This is a genomic window from Micromonospora sp. NPDC047730 (genome assembly GCF_043204765.1).
GTDB lineage: Bacteria > Actinomycetota > Actinomycetes > Mycobacteriales > Micromonosporaceae > Micromonospora.
In genome coordinates this window covers 103,458-116,905 of the sequence record NZ_JBIDCU010000014.1, presented here as the reverse complement: position 1 = coordinate 116,905, position 13,448 = coordinate 103,458, and the positions used below count along the sequence as shown (strand labels likewise).

Sequence of the window (13,448 nt, the reverse complement as noted above, 5' to 3'; positions counted from 1 at the left end):
CTCGGTCGTCGGAAGCCCGGTCATCGGCGGCTCGCCATCGCGGTGGTCTGGTCCGCCGCCGTCCCGGCCTCCGGGGCCTGCCCGGCCTCCGCCTGGCCGGCCTCCGGCGAGGGGAGGGCCGGCGGGACGGGCCGGGCGCCCCGCACCCGGCCCGCCGCCCGGTGGGCCCGGCGCAGCGCCGCGTACGCGAGGTAGCTGTTCCGCCCGACCAGGCGATGCTTGAGCCCCGCGACTCCGGCGGGGCGGGAGTAGCCCACGTCGGGCAGGTAGCGGCGGTAGTGCTCGGCGACCCGGCGGAAGAACGCGCGGCGCAGCCGCGGGTGCAGCCGGCCGTCGTTGCCCGCCACCACCAGGTAGTGGCTGATCATCAGGGTGAACAGCTCGGCCCGCAGCCGCTCGTCCGGGGCGTGCCGGTCCAGCCAGTCGAAGAGCCGCTCGTACTGGTCGAAGGCGTCGAAGTGCCGGCGGCTGCGGGTGGAGGTGATCGCGCCGAGCCGGCCCTGCCGGTAGAGGTAGCAGACCCGGTTTAGCACGGAGATCCGCTCCGCGCCGATCAGCAGCGGGTGGCTGAACGGGATGTCCTCGTACCAGCCGGGGAAGAAGCGCAGCTCCAGCTCGGCCATGAATCCGCGGCGGACCACCTTGTTCCAGGCGGTGTGCTGCACCTTCAGCAGTTGCGGCCGGTCGGCGAGGCGGACCACGCCCGGCACCCCGCGCAGCAGGTGGCTGCTCGCGTCGACCTCCCGCCGGCCGCCCTCGTGCACCCGCAGGTGGTCCAGCATCAGCACGTCGGGCCGGTCCCTGCGCAACCGGTCCAGCACCGCCGGGATCGTGCCCGGCGGCAGCCAGTCGTCGCTGTCGACGAACCAGACGTACGCGCCGGTGGCCTCGTCGAGACCGGCGTTGCGGGCCAGGCCGAGGCCGACGTTGTCGGTCAGGTGGACGGTGCGGATGCCGACCCGCCCGGCCGCGTACGACCGCAGCATCTCCCCGCAGCGGTCCGGGGAGGCGTCGTCCACCGCGATCAGCTCCACCGCGCCCGCCTCGCCGGCCGGGATGTCGGCGCGGATCGACTCGAGGCACTGGTACAGGTACGGCTCGACGCCGTACACGGGCACGACGATGCTCAGCAGCGGTGCTTGCGTCGGCTCAATGACCACGCCGACACCATCGACCGCGCGGATGGACGGCCCCGGAACCTCACGTTGCCGGCGAAGGTGGAGTCCCTGAACAGCCGCCCAGCGCCGGGTTAACGGTTCAGGATGCGCTTCACCGGGCCGCCCACCACCCGCTTGACCCGGGTGCGCAGGCGCTGCTCCCGCAGCGTCTCCGCGTCCTGGTGCAGCGCCGCGTTGCGGTCCCGCAGCCACTGGATCCGCTCCAGCAGCACGTCCGGCGCGGTCGCGGTGGCCGGCCGCACGGCGGGCGGGTAGGTGGTGGCCTGCACCCGCGCGTCGAACCGGGCGGCGCTGTCGCCGTCGGCGAAGGCGTTGCCCAGGTCGTGCTTGGCGAGGAAGGCGAGCATGGTCTCGTAGCGTGCCTTGTGGCCGTCGTTGAGCGCCGTGTAGTCCGCCTCGTCGTAGAGCTGGGCGGCGTCGACGTCGGCCGGCACCTCCTTCATCACCCGGTGCGGGATGTCGAAGTACCGGGCCAGCTCCAGGGTGCGCGAGTCGTGCGCGAAGAGGTAGCCGGGCGTGCCGGCGACCAGCGCGGTGATGGTGCCGTGGATCCGGGTGCCGAAGGCGAACTCGAACCCGGAGAGGTAGTCCATCCAGGTCCAGGGGTCGACGAACATGCGCACCTTGTCCTCGGTGAACAGCGGGTGCGAGGTGTGGATCGGGATCGCGCTGGACTTGCCCCGGTCGTCGGGGGCGTCGCCGTAGAGCAGGGTGCCGAGCGTTTTGAGGTCCTGCGGCAGGTAACGCAGGTTCGGGTACCGCTCGTGGTGCCGGGCGATGATCTTCGCCATCGACTTCACGTACGGCGAGACGGTCAGCGCGAGCCGGTCGTCGGGCGCCAGCGTCGCCTTCCGCTTCTCCACCCGCAGGCTGTCGCCGTGCAGGAACATCGACGGGCACCCGATCACGTCGACGGCGGAGAAGCCCAGCGTGCGCAGGTAGCCCTCGGTGATCTCACCCCGTACGCCGATGCTGTGCGACCGGTCGAGCACGGCCCGGACGAAGCGGGTGACGGCGTCGTCGATCGGGCGCAGGTACTCCCGGTCGCCCTTGACGTCGGTCTGCACGCCCACCCCGAGCACCACCACCGGGATCTTCAGCCGTTCGACGAGCTTCGTCATGAGTTCGATGCGGTGGGCATAGCTGCGCCGGAAGGCGTTGGCGAGCGGGACGACGTAGACGTCGTACCGCTCGTTGATCATGTCGGCGTCGCGCGGGTTGACCTTGAACTCGGTCGGGGTGATCTCGGTGGTGCTGGTCTGCAGCAGCTTGTGCGCGGCGTGGCTGAAGACGAGGTTGCCGTTGTTCTCGCCGATCCAGTTCCCCTCGAAGGCCTCCTCGGGGGAGTAGACGTCGAACGGGCCCTTCTTCGCCCGCATCAGGATCCGCTGGTGCATCCGTCCCCGCCTCTCGTCACCTTCGGGTCACGGAATATTAGGCCACCGGCCGACCCCGGCACAGACGCGCGTCACTCCGCCACGCGGAGGGACGGAACCGTCACGCGGTGGACGGGGACGCAGGGGGACATCCGGGGCGGCGGGTAGGGTGCCCGGCGGCGGCGCCTACCGGAGGCCGCCGCGGGCCGTCCTGCGCCGCCCGCCGACGGCCGAGGAGGAGACGTACGTGCTGGTGACCCTGCGGACCGCCGGGCCGCCGGCATGACGGGGGCCGCGACCGTCGCGCCGGAGGCCCGGCCCGCGCCCCCGGCCGGTCGGCTGCCCTCGCTGACCGGGCTGCGCTGGGTGGCGGCCCTGCTCGTCTTCGGCTTCCACGCCGGCACGATGGGGATCATCGCCGAGCCGGACCACCGGGCAGTGGTGAACTGGGTCTTCACCCTGGGCCTGTCCGGCGTGCAGTTCTTCTTCATCCTCAGCGGTTTCGTGCTGGTGTGGTCGGCCCGGCCGACCGACTCCCGCCGGGCGTTCTGGCGTCGCCGGATCGCCAAGATCTGGCCCAGCCACGTGGCGCTGTGGGCGCTCGCCCTGCTGGTCGCGGCCTGGTTCGCCGACCCGGTGGACCGCGGCGTCGCGGTGGAGAACCTCTTCCTGCTCCAGGCGTGGGACCCTCGGCCGGGCGCGTTCTACAGCATCAACACGGTCAGTTGGTCGCTGTCCTGCGAGTTCTTCTTCTACCTCTGCCTGCCGCTGGCGCTGCCGCTGCTCCGCCGGGCCCGGCCGTGGGCACTGTGGACCGTGGTCGTCGCGGTGCCGCTGCTGATCCTGGCGCTCTGGCCGGCCCAGGCCCTGGTGCCCGAGGAGAGCCGTTGGTGGTTCACCCAGATCTTCCCGCCCGTCCGGTCCCTGGAGTTCTGGATGGGCGTGGCCGCCGCCGAGCTGATGCGGCGCGGCCGGTGGCGGGGGCCGGGCCTGCCGGTGGCGAGCCTGGTCTTTGTGGCCACCTGGGTGGTCGCCGCGCAGTGGGTGCGCGCCGAGCTGTGGGCGGCCCTGCTCGCGGTGGCGTACATCCTGGTCATCACCGCGGCGGCGGACGCGGACGTGCGCGGGCGGCGGTCGCCGTGGCGGTCCCGGCCGATGGTCTGGCTCGGCGAGGTCTCCTTCGCCTTCTACCTGGTGCACGTGCTGGTGATGGTGACCGTGCTCCGGCTCACCGGCGACTGGGGCGTCGGGTACCGCGGCTGGTGGGGGCTGGCCGCGGTGCTCGGCTTCCTGCTGGCCAACCTGGCCCTCGCCGGAGCGTTGCACCGCTTCGTCGAGACGCCGATGATGCGGCTGCTCGGCCCGCGCCGCCCGGCCCGGGCGACGCCGCCGGTCGAAGGTGTGGCCGCCCCGCGGCAGCGACCAGGGGAGCGAGCGCCGGCCGTGCCGGGGGAGCGGGGACGCGTCGTGCCGCGCCCCCGGCACGCCGAGCCGGAGGCGGACCGCCGACCGGCGTACGTCGAGTCCCGTGCGACGGCCGGCCGGCCGCGCCCCCGGGCGTAGGACGATCGCGTCCACTGACACAGGTCGACCCACTGGGGCGGCCGGACCACCCGTCCACCCTGGCCCGTGCGGTCCTCCGGTGGACGGCCGGGCGCGCAGTGCACCGGTCCGGAGGGCCGCCGAGACCGCCGCAGACGGGACACGCCGGGCGGCGATGCGGACCGGCGGCATCGGCGGTAGCGTGGTCGCGTGCTTCCCGTCGCGCTCACCTGTCCCCTGTGGTGGGTGGCGCGGTGGGCCGCGCGGCTGCTGACCGGCCTCGCCGTCGCGGTCGCGTTCGCCGTCGGCGCCGGGGCCCTTTCCGCCGCCGCCTCGGCCCAGGCCGGAGTTTCCGCGACCGACACCTGGGCGCCCCCGGCTGACGCCTGGGCGCCCCCGGCCCCGGCGTTCCCCGTCACGCTGGCACCCGCCGACCCGCCCGTGGCGGTCGCCGACCACCGCGTCCTCTCCGACGGTGCCGCCGTCGACCGGGCCGCTGCCGTCGACCGGGCCGCCGCTGGCCCCGGCCACCCCGCCGCTCCGGCCGACCCGGGTGAGGCCGCCGGGGCCGTCACCCCCGGCCCGGCCCCCGCGCCGGGCGGGCACACCCCCGGCGCGGCCGGCCCCCGGGGCCCGCCGCACGTTTGATCCGCACCATCCCGCGGGGCACGCGCGCCCCGCGACCACGCCCGCCGCACGGCGTAGGAAGGGCTCCTTCCGCTATCGCAGGCGTTGACAGGTGCCCGTCCTCCGCTCTCCACCACCCGCGCCCGTCCCGGCGGCGGGGCGTGGCACCGCCACGCCCCGCCACCCGGGCGCCGCGTGCGACCCGCTGACGCACTCGCTCCCCGTGAGGTGCCGACCATGGAGACCGTCGTCTACCAGTTCCTGATCGAGGTGCCGCGGGCCGCCGCCATCTGGTCCGCCCTGCTCCTGCTGGCCCTGACCGTGCTCGCCGTGCTGGTCGCCCGCCCCGAGCGGCTTTGTCCGGCCGACGAGCCGGTCGCCCCGCCCGCGGTCGACCCCGTGGCGGAGGCGGCCGACCTGCGCCGCTACGCCGAGGAGGTGGCCGTCGCGGCGGGCCGGGCCGCCCGCACCGCCCGGCGGTGGCGGGCCGACTGGCTCGCCGCCCAGGAGGAGGCCGACCGGGCCTGGCGGGCGTACGACGAGGCGGAGACCGCCGCCCGCCGCTTCACCGGGGCCGCCGCCCTGCCCGCCCCGCGCACCCCGCGCACGCCCGCCGAGTACGCCGCCCGCGAGCGCTGGCTGCACCACGCGGCGGTGGCGGCCCACTGGCGCGGCGACCTCTCCACCCGCCAACTCCGCGAGGTGTTCGGCCGCCGGGTCGGCTGGGATCCCCGCCGGCACCCGGTCGAGCAGGAGATCGCGCTGGCCCGGGCGGTACGCGACGCGAAGCGGGCCGCCCACCGGGCCGCCGCCGAGCGGGAACGGGCGGCGTGGCGGGACGCCGACCTGGCCGCCGAGGCGGCGCGGGCCCTGGCCGGGGAGGCGTACGCCGCAGCGGTCCGGCTCCGGCCGGGCCGGCTCCCGGCGGCCCGGCCGGTCTCCGCCGGGCGTCGGCCCGCGCTCGCCGCGCGCTGGCGGCCCGCGCGGGTGGGCTGACACCGCCGGGGGTCGGCCCGCGCTCGCCGCGCGCTGGCGGCCCGCGCGGGTGGGCTGACACCGCCGGGGGTCGGCCCGCGCTCGCCGCGCGCTGGCGGACCGCGCGGGTGGGCTGACACCGCCGGGCAATTTCGTGACGCCGGTCATAGCGGCGCCGAACCGGTCATCCGGCGCGGCCCGGCCGATTCCCGCCGACGATTCCGCGCCGATGTCCGCCGCTCGTCCGGTTGTCGACGCAAGGTGCGTCAGGAAACGGTCGTCCCATTGAGTCGCGTCAGTGCCGAGCTGACCGCAAAAAAAGTCCGGAGATCAAGGTTTAGGCAGGTGGGAGCGGGTTGGCAGGGCGCGGGCCGGCCAGTAGTGTCGGCCCGTCCGGTGCGGTAACCGATCGCAAGAGGCGACGCCGCGCCGACCCGCCTAATCGTGAACAGGCGAGCCGGGGACCCAGTGCAACATCGGGGTGAATCCGCGGGCCACGGCCCGCGGTAGGGCGTTCTTCCCGCCCGAATCCGTCAGCTAACCCGGTCGGCGGCGTCGGAAGGAGTTCCATCCCCGTGCAGCACCCACCCGCCCCCCGGTCGTTCCGGCGCCTCCACGGCGCCGCGGTGCCCGCGCTCGCCCGTCCGCACGCCGCGAGCTGACCCACCGGTCACCGCCCGTCGCCCGGCATCCCGGGCGCATCCCCTGAGTGGTCCACCACCGCCGGACGCCGTCCGCGCGGTCGGTCCCCCCTGCGCGGACCGGCGGCCGCTCACCCCCCGAGCCCGTGGAGGAAACCGTGAAGCACCACCTCAAGCGTCAGCTCCGTCGCCTCACGTCCGAGCGTCCGTACCAGGTGGCCGCCGCGTCGGCCGCGGCGCTCGTGCTCGCGTCGGGCACCGGCGCGTTGCTGGCCGGCACCGACGAGGCACCCGCCGCCGCACAGGCCCCGGTGGCCGTGAGCGAGCTGCGGGACGGCAGCGTCGCCTCGCGCGGCGACGCCCGCGTCGCGACCGCCCCGTCGACCGGCGCCCCGGCCGCGTCCAGCGCCGCTCCGTCGGCCAGCGCCACCAGCGCCGCCCCGAACCCGGACCTGACCCGCAAGCCGGAGCCGCCGAAGCCGCCGAAGGCGAAGTCCCTGGACTACGACTACCAGGCCCAGACCACCTTCTACAACTGCGGTCCGGCCGCCGTCCGGCACGCCCTCAGCGCCGCCGGCATCGCGCGCAGCCAGGACGCCCTCGGCGCCCAGCTGGGCACCGACGAGATGGGCACCGACTCGGCCGAGGACACCACCCGGGTGCTGAACGCGACGGTGAAGGGTGACCCGTACCGGACCCGGATGATCCCGGGCGGTGCCGCGACCCCGGCGCAGATGGACCAGCTCCAGGCCGACGTGGTCGCCGCCATCACGGACGGGCGGGGTGTCGTGGTGAACGTCGCCGGCAGCGCCACCGACACCGACGGCGGCTGGCACTCGTTCCCCGGCGGCCACTACATCGCCGTCGTGGGCTACCAGGACGAGGGCCGGCAGGTGAAGATCGCCGACTCGGCGAACCCGGCGACCGCGTCGTACTGGATGTCCACCATCGCCCTGGCGAACTGGGCCGCCACCCGCGGCTACTCCGCCTGAGAAAGACACCCGTCGGGCGTCGGCTCCCCACCCCGGGAGCCGGCGCCCGATGTCGTCTCCGGGTCACGGCCCTCGCCGGGGCGTACGGCGGGTGGCACACTGCGGCCTATGGCCGACGAATCGGGTGACCGGGACGGCCGGCGCGTCCTGCTGCTGCTGCACGGCATGGGCGCGACCGGGGACGTGTGGCTGCCCTGGGCGCCGCTGCTGGAGCGCCGGTGGGCGGGGCGGTGGCTGGCGCCGGACCTCGCCGGCCACGGCTGGTCGCCGCCGCTGTCGGCGTACTCGTTCGCCGGGCTGGCCGACCGGGTCGCCGCGGGGCTCGCGGCGGGGGACCGGCTCGTCGTGCTGGGGCACTCCCTCGGCGGCGTGGTCGGGCTGGCGCTGGCCGCCCGCCGCGCCGGGCTGCCGGTCGACGCCGTGGTCGGGCTCGGCATCAAGGCCGTCTGGTCCCCGGCCGAGCTGGCGAAGGCCGGGGAGCTGGCCGCCCGACCGGTGACCTGGTTCGCCAGCCGGGACGAGGCGGCCCGCCGGTACCTGCGGGTGGCCGGCCTGACCGGGCTCTTCGCGCCGGACCACCCGGTGGTCGAGGCCGGGCTGCGGCAGGTCGACGGCCGCTGGCGGCTGGCGATGGACCCCGCCGCGTTCGGGGTGGGGGAGCCGGACCTGCGGGCCCTGCTGGCGGCGACGGACGTGCCGGTGCTGCTGGCCCGCGGCGAGCACGACCCCATGGTCACCGACGCCCAGCTCAAGGAGCTGGGCGTGCCGGTCGCCACCCTGCCCGGCCTGGGCCACAACGCCCACGTCGAGGCCCCCGAGGCCGTCCTGGAGCTGGTCGACCCGTACCGCTGACCCGCGAGGTGCCGGCCGGTCAGGTGGTGGGGGAGAGGGTCGCCTCGTCCGGCTCGACCGGCAGGCCGGTCCCGCCGACGGCGCGCGGCGTCGGCGGGTTCCAGTCCGCGTCGAGCAGCCGCCGCGCGGCGCCCAGGAACGCCTCGGCGTACGACTCGGCCGGGAAGTCGCCCAGGTAGCGGCTCCGGGTGGCCCAGCGGGCGGCGGCGAGCGGGTCGGTGTCGAGCAGCGCGGCCAGCACCTCGTCCACGTTGGACATGTCGCGACGCAGCACGTAGCCCGAGCCGGCCAGCGGGAACCGCTCGGCGAACCGGTCGCCCTCGTCGCCCATGTCGGTGACCGCGTACGGCTTGCCGGAGTAGAGGTAGTCGGAGATCACCCCGGACACGTCGGAGACCAGCGCGTCCGAGCGGTTCACGCACTCTGTCAGGGTCAGCTCGCGGGCGGCGGCGCCGAAGGCGTGCTGCCGGCCACTCCGGGCCCGGTCCGCGGCCAGCAGCTCCGTGAGCCGGCCGAGCTGCCGCGCCGAGGCCGGGTTCTGCGAGGTGTACGGGTGGGCCCGCAGGATCACCGTCGCGCCCCGCGCCAGCAGCCCGCGCAGCAGCGCCTCGGCCACCGGCAGGGAGCAGTAGTTGGCGTCCGCGTGGTGGCCCGTCCAGGTCGGCGTGTAGAGCACCGTGGGGTTCGGCAGGCCGCGCACCGGCTCCGGGCGGACCTCGATCGACTCGACCTGCGGCCGGCCGACCACCACGAACTTCTCCGCCGGGATGTCCACGCCCGCGCGGGCGTACCGGTCGACGGCGGCCTGACCGGCGACGAAGATCCGGTCGAAGATGGCGGAGACCGGGTTGGCGCTGGGCGCCTTGTCGCTGTCGCCGTGGTGCAGCTGGACGTGGGTGAGCTGGGTGAAGCGGATGCAGTGGCTGTTCTTCGCGCCGTGGTTGACGTAGAACGCCACCCGCAGGCTCGGCACCAGCGCCTCGTCCATCGCCTTGGTGGTGGGGCAGTAGACCACCGGCGCGGTGGTGGCCGCGGCGACGGTGGGCAGGAACTCCGGCTCCCGCACCATGACCAGGAACGGCCGGCCGATCCGCTCCAGGTACGGCAGCCACATGGTGACCTGGTATTCCGAGCCGGGCGGGGCGGAGAAGTGGAGCAGGAACTCGGGCTGGTGGCGGCGCAGCGCGCGGGAGACCGCCGACCCGCCGGCCCCCGGCCGGAACCGCCGCCGGGCCAGGTCCAGCCCGACGGCCCCGGCGCCGGCGGCGACCAGCGCGACGGCGCCCAGCGCCACCCCGGCCGGCAGGGTCGCCGCGGCGGCCGCCGCCACCAGGGCGAGCAGCCCCAGCAGGGCGTCGCCGAGGCGCGCGGCGACCAGGGGCGTCCAGGTGCGCACCGGCAGGTTCGCGGCGCGCACCTCCAGGCCGCCGGCGTCCCGCAGCGGCCCGACGAGCAGCACCAGCCCCAGCAGGACCAGCGCCGTCGCGGCCAGCGCGGGGTCGAAACCGGCGTCGAGGCGCCGGGCGTACCCGACCAGGACCGCCGCCGCGACCAGCGCGGTCTCGGCGACGCTGTCGGCGCCCGGGCGGACCCGCCGTTCCCAGGCGGCCGCCGCGAGGGCGGCCACCGCCAGCCCCAGCCCCCAGCCGGTCGCGCCGGTCAGCGCGACGACGAGGAACGCCAGCACCGCCAGGCCGGTGGCCAGGGCGCGGGCGATCAGCTTCCGGACCAGGTCACCACGCATGTCGGCTCCGTTCCCCGCCGTGGCCCGAGACCCGCGTCAGCCGGCGCTGGCCGGGCTGGCGGCCCGCTCGGCCTGCCCCGGCACCGGCTGGGCCGGCACCTCGCCCGGCGCGCGGCGCACGTCGATGACCTGGCCGGTCAGCTCCGAGATCAGCACGTCCAGCGAGGCCTGGGCGACGGTCTCGGCGGCGAGCAGGGTGTGCTCCGGCTCCTCGCCGAACGCCTTCGTGCGCATGGGGGTCGCGGTGCGCTCGGGGTTGATGCAGTTGACCCGTACGCCGAACTCGGCCCACTCGTCGGAGAGCGCCTGGGTGAGGTTGACCAGGGCCGCCTTGGTGGAGGAGTAGAGGGCGTACTGGGCGCGACCCCGGGTGTAGGAGCTGGACGTGTAGAGCAGCAGCTGGCCCTTGGTCTGCTGGAGGTACGGCAGCGACTGGCGGGCGGCGATGACCGGCCCGACGAAGTTGACCTGGAGCACCCGGTCCATGGTCTCCTCGTCCATCTCGACGAGGGCGCCCTTCTCCAGGATGCCGGCGGTGACCACCACGTGGTCGATCCGGCCGGTGGCCTCGAAGGCGGTCTTCAGCGCCGCCTCGACGTCCGCGGCGCGCTCCACGTGGGTGCCGGTGCTGGAACGGCTGAACGGGAAGACCTGCGCGCCGTAGCGGCGGGCCAGCTCGGCCAGGTCGTGGCCGATGCCGTAGCTGCCGCCGAAGATGACGATGGTCCGGCCGGTCAGCTCCTCGGTGTAGCTGCGGTGGTCGGTGACCCGGGGGGCCTGCGCGGCGGCGAGCTGGAACAGCTTGTCCGCGAGGTGCACGTCGACCGGGTGGGTGACCTTGATGTTCTCGTCGGAGCCGTCGATGACCTTGATCGGCGTGCCCGGCAGGTAGCGCAGCACGACGCCGCAGTCGTCGGTGGCGGCGAAGTGGGGGTCGCCCTCGGCGATCCGGTACGCCTCGCGGATCGTGCCCGAGCGGAACGCCTGCGGGGTCTGGCCGCGGCGCAGCGACGAGCGCACCGGGATGTCGGTGATGCAGTCGTCCTCGTCGACCTGGATGATCGTGTCGGCCGACGGGATGGCCACGTCGACCGCGGAGTACGTCCAGAGCGCGTTCACGCACTCCCGGACGATCCGGCCGCTGACCAGGGGCCGCACCGCGTCGTGGAAGAGGATGTTGCAGTCGCCCTCGCCGACCGCGTCCAGCGCGATCCGGGTGGTGGCGTTACGGGTGTCGCCGCCCTCGATGACCTTGGTGACCTTGCGGAAGCCGGCCTTGTCGACGATCTGCTGGGCCTCGGCGACGTGGCCGGTGGCCATCAGCACGATGATCTCGTCGATCTCGGGGGCGGCCTCGAAGACCGCCAGGGTGTGCTCGATGATCGGCTTGCCGGCGATCTTCAGCAGCTGCTTCGGGATGCCGAGACCCAGCCGGGTCCCGGTGCCGCCGGCCAGCACCACCGCCACCGTCCGCGAGGGCCGCCACGGCGCCGGGGTCTCCGGTGTGGCGTCCGGGCCAGTGGTGTGGTCCTGCGTCATTGCCGAATCCTCACTCTCAGGGGTGCGTGAACAGACGGTTCCGCCCGCGCGGCGACCGGATGAACCTTAACGCGCCGACCGCGCCGCCCCAACGGGACGACGCGGTCCGCCGGCATCTCCGTCGATGCCGTCCGGCGCGCTACTTGCCGTTGGCGAACGCCTCGTACGCCCGCAGGACCTCGTCGGTCGGGCCGTCCATGCGCAGGACGCCCGATTCCAGCCAGATCGTCCGCTCGCAGGTGTCCCTGATCGAGGAGAGCTGGTGGCTGACGAGGAACACCGTGCCCGCGCTCTCCCGCAGCTCCCGCACCCGCTGCTCGCTGCGCTTGCGGAAGCCCTTGTCGCCGGTGGCGAGCGCCTCGTCGATGAGCAGCACGTCGTGCTTCTTGGCCGCGGCGATGGAGAAGCGCAGCCGGGCCGCCATGCCGGAGGAGTAGGTGCGCATCGGCAGCGAGGCGAAGTCGCCCCGTTGGTTGATCCCGGAGAACTCGATGATCTCCGGGGTCTGCCGCTGCACCTCCGCCGGCGGCATCCCCATGGCCAGGCAGCCCAGCACCACGTTGCGCTCGCCGGAGAGGTCGTTGAGCAGGGCCGCGTTCACGCCGAGCAGCGAGGGCTGTCCCTGGGTGTAGACCGCGCCGCGGTTGACCGGCAGCAGGCCGGCGATCGCCCGCAGCATGGTCGACTTGCCCGAGCCGTTGCTGCCGATCAGCCCGATCGCCTCGCCCCGGTACGCGGTGAAGCTGACCCCCTTGACCGCGTGCACCTCCCGGATGTTCGGCGCCGAGGTGCGGCTGACCATCCGCTTGAGCGCGCCGACCGGGCCGCCGCCCCCGCCGCCGCCCTTGTGTACCCGGTAGATCACGTGCGCGTCGTCGACCACCACGGTCGGCACCCGGTCCTGGACCCGGGGCAGCGTCACCGTCACGTCGTTGGACGACTCGAACTGCTCAACCACGGCCGTACTCCTGTTCGCCCCGCCAGAAGTAGATGAAACCCCCGACGCCCATCACGATCGCCCAGCCCACCGCGGCCAGCCAGAGCTGGAGCACGGAGGAGCTGAGCAGCGGCGCCTGCTCCAGCAGCGCGACGCGGGCCAGCTCGATGTAGACCAGCGCCGGGTTGAACTCGACCAGCCGGGAGGCCCAGCCGGGCAGCTGCTCCTCGAAGAGCGCCACGCTGTAGAGCACGCCGGAGCCGTACATCCAGGTGCGCAGGACGAAGGGCATGACCTGCTTGAGGTCCGCCAGCTTCGCGCCCATCCGGGCCACGGTCATGGTGAGCCCGGCGTTGAAGACCGCCTGGAGGATGATCGCCGGGACCAGCAGCAGCCAGGCGAAGGTGATCGGCTCGCCGGTCACCAGCACGATGGCGATGAGCACCACCATCGAGCCGAGGAGCTGCTGGAACTGGGTGACCGTGACGGCCAGCGGCAGGCAGGCCCGGGGGAAGTGCAGCGCCCGGATCAGGCCCAGGTTGCCGGTGATCGACTGGGTGCCGCTCTGCACGGCGGTCTGGGTGAAGTTGAAGATGAACAGACCGGTGCAGAGGTAGGCGATGAAGTTCGGGATGCTGTCCTGCTTCAGCACCACGCCGAAGATCAGGTAGTAGACCGCCGCGTTGGTCAGCGGGGTGAGCACCTGCCACAGCTGCCCGAGCCGGGCGTTGCTGAACGACGCGACGAGCTTCGCGTTGGCGTACGCGGCGATGAAGTGCCGGTAGCGCCAGAGCCGCCGGGCGTACTCGGCCAGGGGCGGCCGCTCACCGGCGACCCGGAGCCCGTGGCGGGCGGCCAGCTGCGCCTGCGTTAGGCCGGAGTCGGGGTCGGCCAGCGCGGTGTTGGCCATGGGATGGGCGCTCCGATCTTTCGTGACGACGGATGAGGCGCGACGATGGAACCAAGCGGGGAGCGCCGCCTCGCCGCTGCGTGGACAGTAGTCCGAAACACGTCGGGACGCAACCGTACCGTCGTTGCGCTACAT

The 13,448-nt window shown here is 74.4% G+C and carries 11 protein-coding genes and 1 riboswitch; of the genes, 5 read left to right on the top strand and 6 right to left on the bottom strand.

Annotation, left to right across the window (positions count from 1 at the left end):
• Positions 1 to 20: 20 nt before the first annotated feature.
• Positions 21 to 1,160, bottom strand: a complete 1,140-nt coding sequence (locus tag ACGF5G_RS26910) for a glycosyltransferase family 2 protein (RefSeq protein ID WP_393267600.1) — start codon at positions 1,158 to 1,160, stop codon at positions 21 to 23.
• Between the two features lie 89 nt (positions 1,161 to 1,249).
• A complete protein-coding gene (locus ACGF5G_RS26905; protein WP_393267597.1) occupies positions 1,250 to 2,575 on the bottom strand; it encodes a polysaccharide pyruvyl transferase family protein in 1,326 nt (441 codons plus the stop codon).
• Between the two features lie 261 nt (positions 2,576 to 2,836).
• Between ACGF5G_RS26905 and ACGF5G_RS26900 the strand changes: the two genes are divergently transcribed.
• The 5 genes from ACGF5G_RS26900 (at position 2,837) to ACGF5G_RS26880 (ending at position 8,183) form a co-directional block, all read left to right on the top strand.
• A complete protein-coding gene (locus tag ACGF5G_RS26900) occupies positions 2,837 to 4,117 on the top strand; it encodes an acyltransferase family protein (RefSeq protein WP_393267594.1) in 1,281 nt (426 codons plus the stop codon).
• Between the two features lie 189 nt (positions 4,118 to 4,306).
• Entirely contained in the window at positions 4,307 to 4,744 is a 438-nt protein-coding gene (locus ACGF5G_RS26895) for a hypothetical protein (RefSeq protein ID WP_393267591.1), read from the top strand.
• Between the two features lie 216 nt (positions 4,745 to 4,960).
• Positions 4,961 to 5,719: a hypothetical protein gene (locus tag ACGF5G_RS26890; protein ID WP_393267589.1), complete on the top strand. Its 759-nt coding sequence runs from the start codon at positions 4,961 to 4,963 to the stop codon at positions 5,717 to 5,719.
• Between the two features lie 404 nt (positions 5,720 to 6,123).
• Positions 6,124 to 6,265, top strand: a riboswitch (cyclic di-AMP (ydaO/yuaA leader).
• A gap of 220 nt (positions 6,266 to 6,485) precedes the next feature.
• On the top strand, positions 6,486 to 7,331 hold the full coding sequence (locus tag ACGF5G_RS26885; protein ID WP_393267586.1) for a C39 family peptidase: 846 nt from the start codon (positions 6,486 to 6,488) through the stop codon (positions 7,329 to 7,331).
• Between the two features lie 108 nt (positions 7,332 to 7,439).
• Positions 7,440 to 8,183 carry an alpha/beta fold hydrolase gene (locus ACGF5G_RS26880; protein ID WP_393267583.1) on the top strand — a complete coding sequence of 248 codons (744 nt, stop codon included), beginning with the start codon at positions 7,440 to 7,442 and terminating at the stop codon, positions 8,181 to 8,183.
• 19 nt (positions 8,184 to 8,202) lie between these two features.
• On the opposite strand, the gene ACGF5G_RS26875 is transcribed toward ACGF5G_RS26880, so the two are convergent.
• The 4 genes from ACGF5G_RS26875 to ACGF5G_RS26860 form a co-directional block, all read right to left on the bottom strand.
• On the bottom strand, positions 8,203 to 9,927 hold the full coding sequence (locus tag ACGF5G_RS26875; protein WP_393267580.1) for a CDP-glycerol glycerophosphotransferase family protein: 1,725 nt from the start codon (positions 9,925 to 9,927) through the stop codon (positions 8,203 to 8,205).
• A gap of 36 nt (positions 9,928 to 9,963) precedes the next feature.
• Positions 9,964 to 11,466, bottom strand: a complete 1,503-nt coding sequence (locus ACGF5G_RS26870) for a D-ribitol-5-phosphate cytidylyltransferase (protein WP_393267578.1) — start codon at positions 11,464 to 11,466, stop codon at positions 9,964 to 9,966.
• A 139-nt stretch (positions 11,467 to 11,605) separates the two neighbouring features.
• Complete coding sequence (locus ACGF5G_RS26865; RefSeq protein ID WP_350706519.1) at positions 11,606 to 12,424, bottom strand: ABC transporter ATP-binding protein; 819 nt, start codon at positions 12,422 to 12,424, stop codon at positions 11,606 to 11,608.
• On the bottom strand, positions 12,417 to 13,313 hold the full coding sequence (locus tag ACGF5G_RS26860) for an ABC transporter permease (protein WP_393267575.1): 897 nt from the start codon (positions 13,311 to 13,313) through the stop codon (positions 12,417 to 12,419). The genes ACGF5G_RS26865 and ACGF5G_RS26860 overlap by 8 nt, the downstream gene beginning before the upstream one ends.
• Positions 13,314 to 13,448: the final 135 nt, after the last annotated feature.

What these genes read in the sequence shown, in the direction of transcription:
- ACGF5G_RS26860 (WP_393267575.1), bottom strand. Translation starts at nt 13,313, where the DNA reads ATGGCCAACACCGCGCTGGCCGACCCCGACTCCGGCCTAACGCAGGCG.
- ACGF5G_RS26875 (WP_393267580.1), bottom strand. Translation starts at nt 9,927, where the DNA reads ATGCGTGGTGACCTGGTCCGGAAGCTGATCGCCCGCGCCCTGGCCACC.
- ACGF5G_RS26870 (WP_393267578.1), bottom strand. Translation starts at nt 11,466, where the DNA reads ATGACGCAGGACCACACCACTGGCCCGGACGCCACACCGGAGACCCCG.
- ACGF5G_RS26900 (WP_393267594.1), top strand. Translation starts at nt 2,837, where the DNA reads ATGACGGGGGCCGCGACCGTCGCGCCGGAGGCCCGGCCCGCGCCCCCG.
- ACGF5G_RS26890 (WP_393267589.1), top strand. Translation starts at nt 4,961, where the DNA reads ATGGAGACCGTCGTCTACCAGTTCCTGATCGAGGTGCCGCGGGCCGCC.
- ACGF5G_RS26880 (WP_393267583.1), top strand. Translation starts at nt 7,440, where the DNA reads ATGGCCGACGAATCGGGTGACCGGGACGGCCGGCGCGTCCTGCTGCTG.
- ACGF5G_RS26905 (WP_393267597.1), bottom strand. Translation starts at nt 2,575, where the DNA reads ATGCACCAGCGGATCCTGATGCGGGCGAAGAAGGGCCCGTTCGACGTC.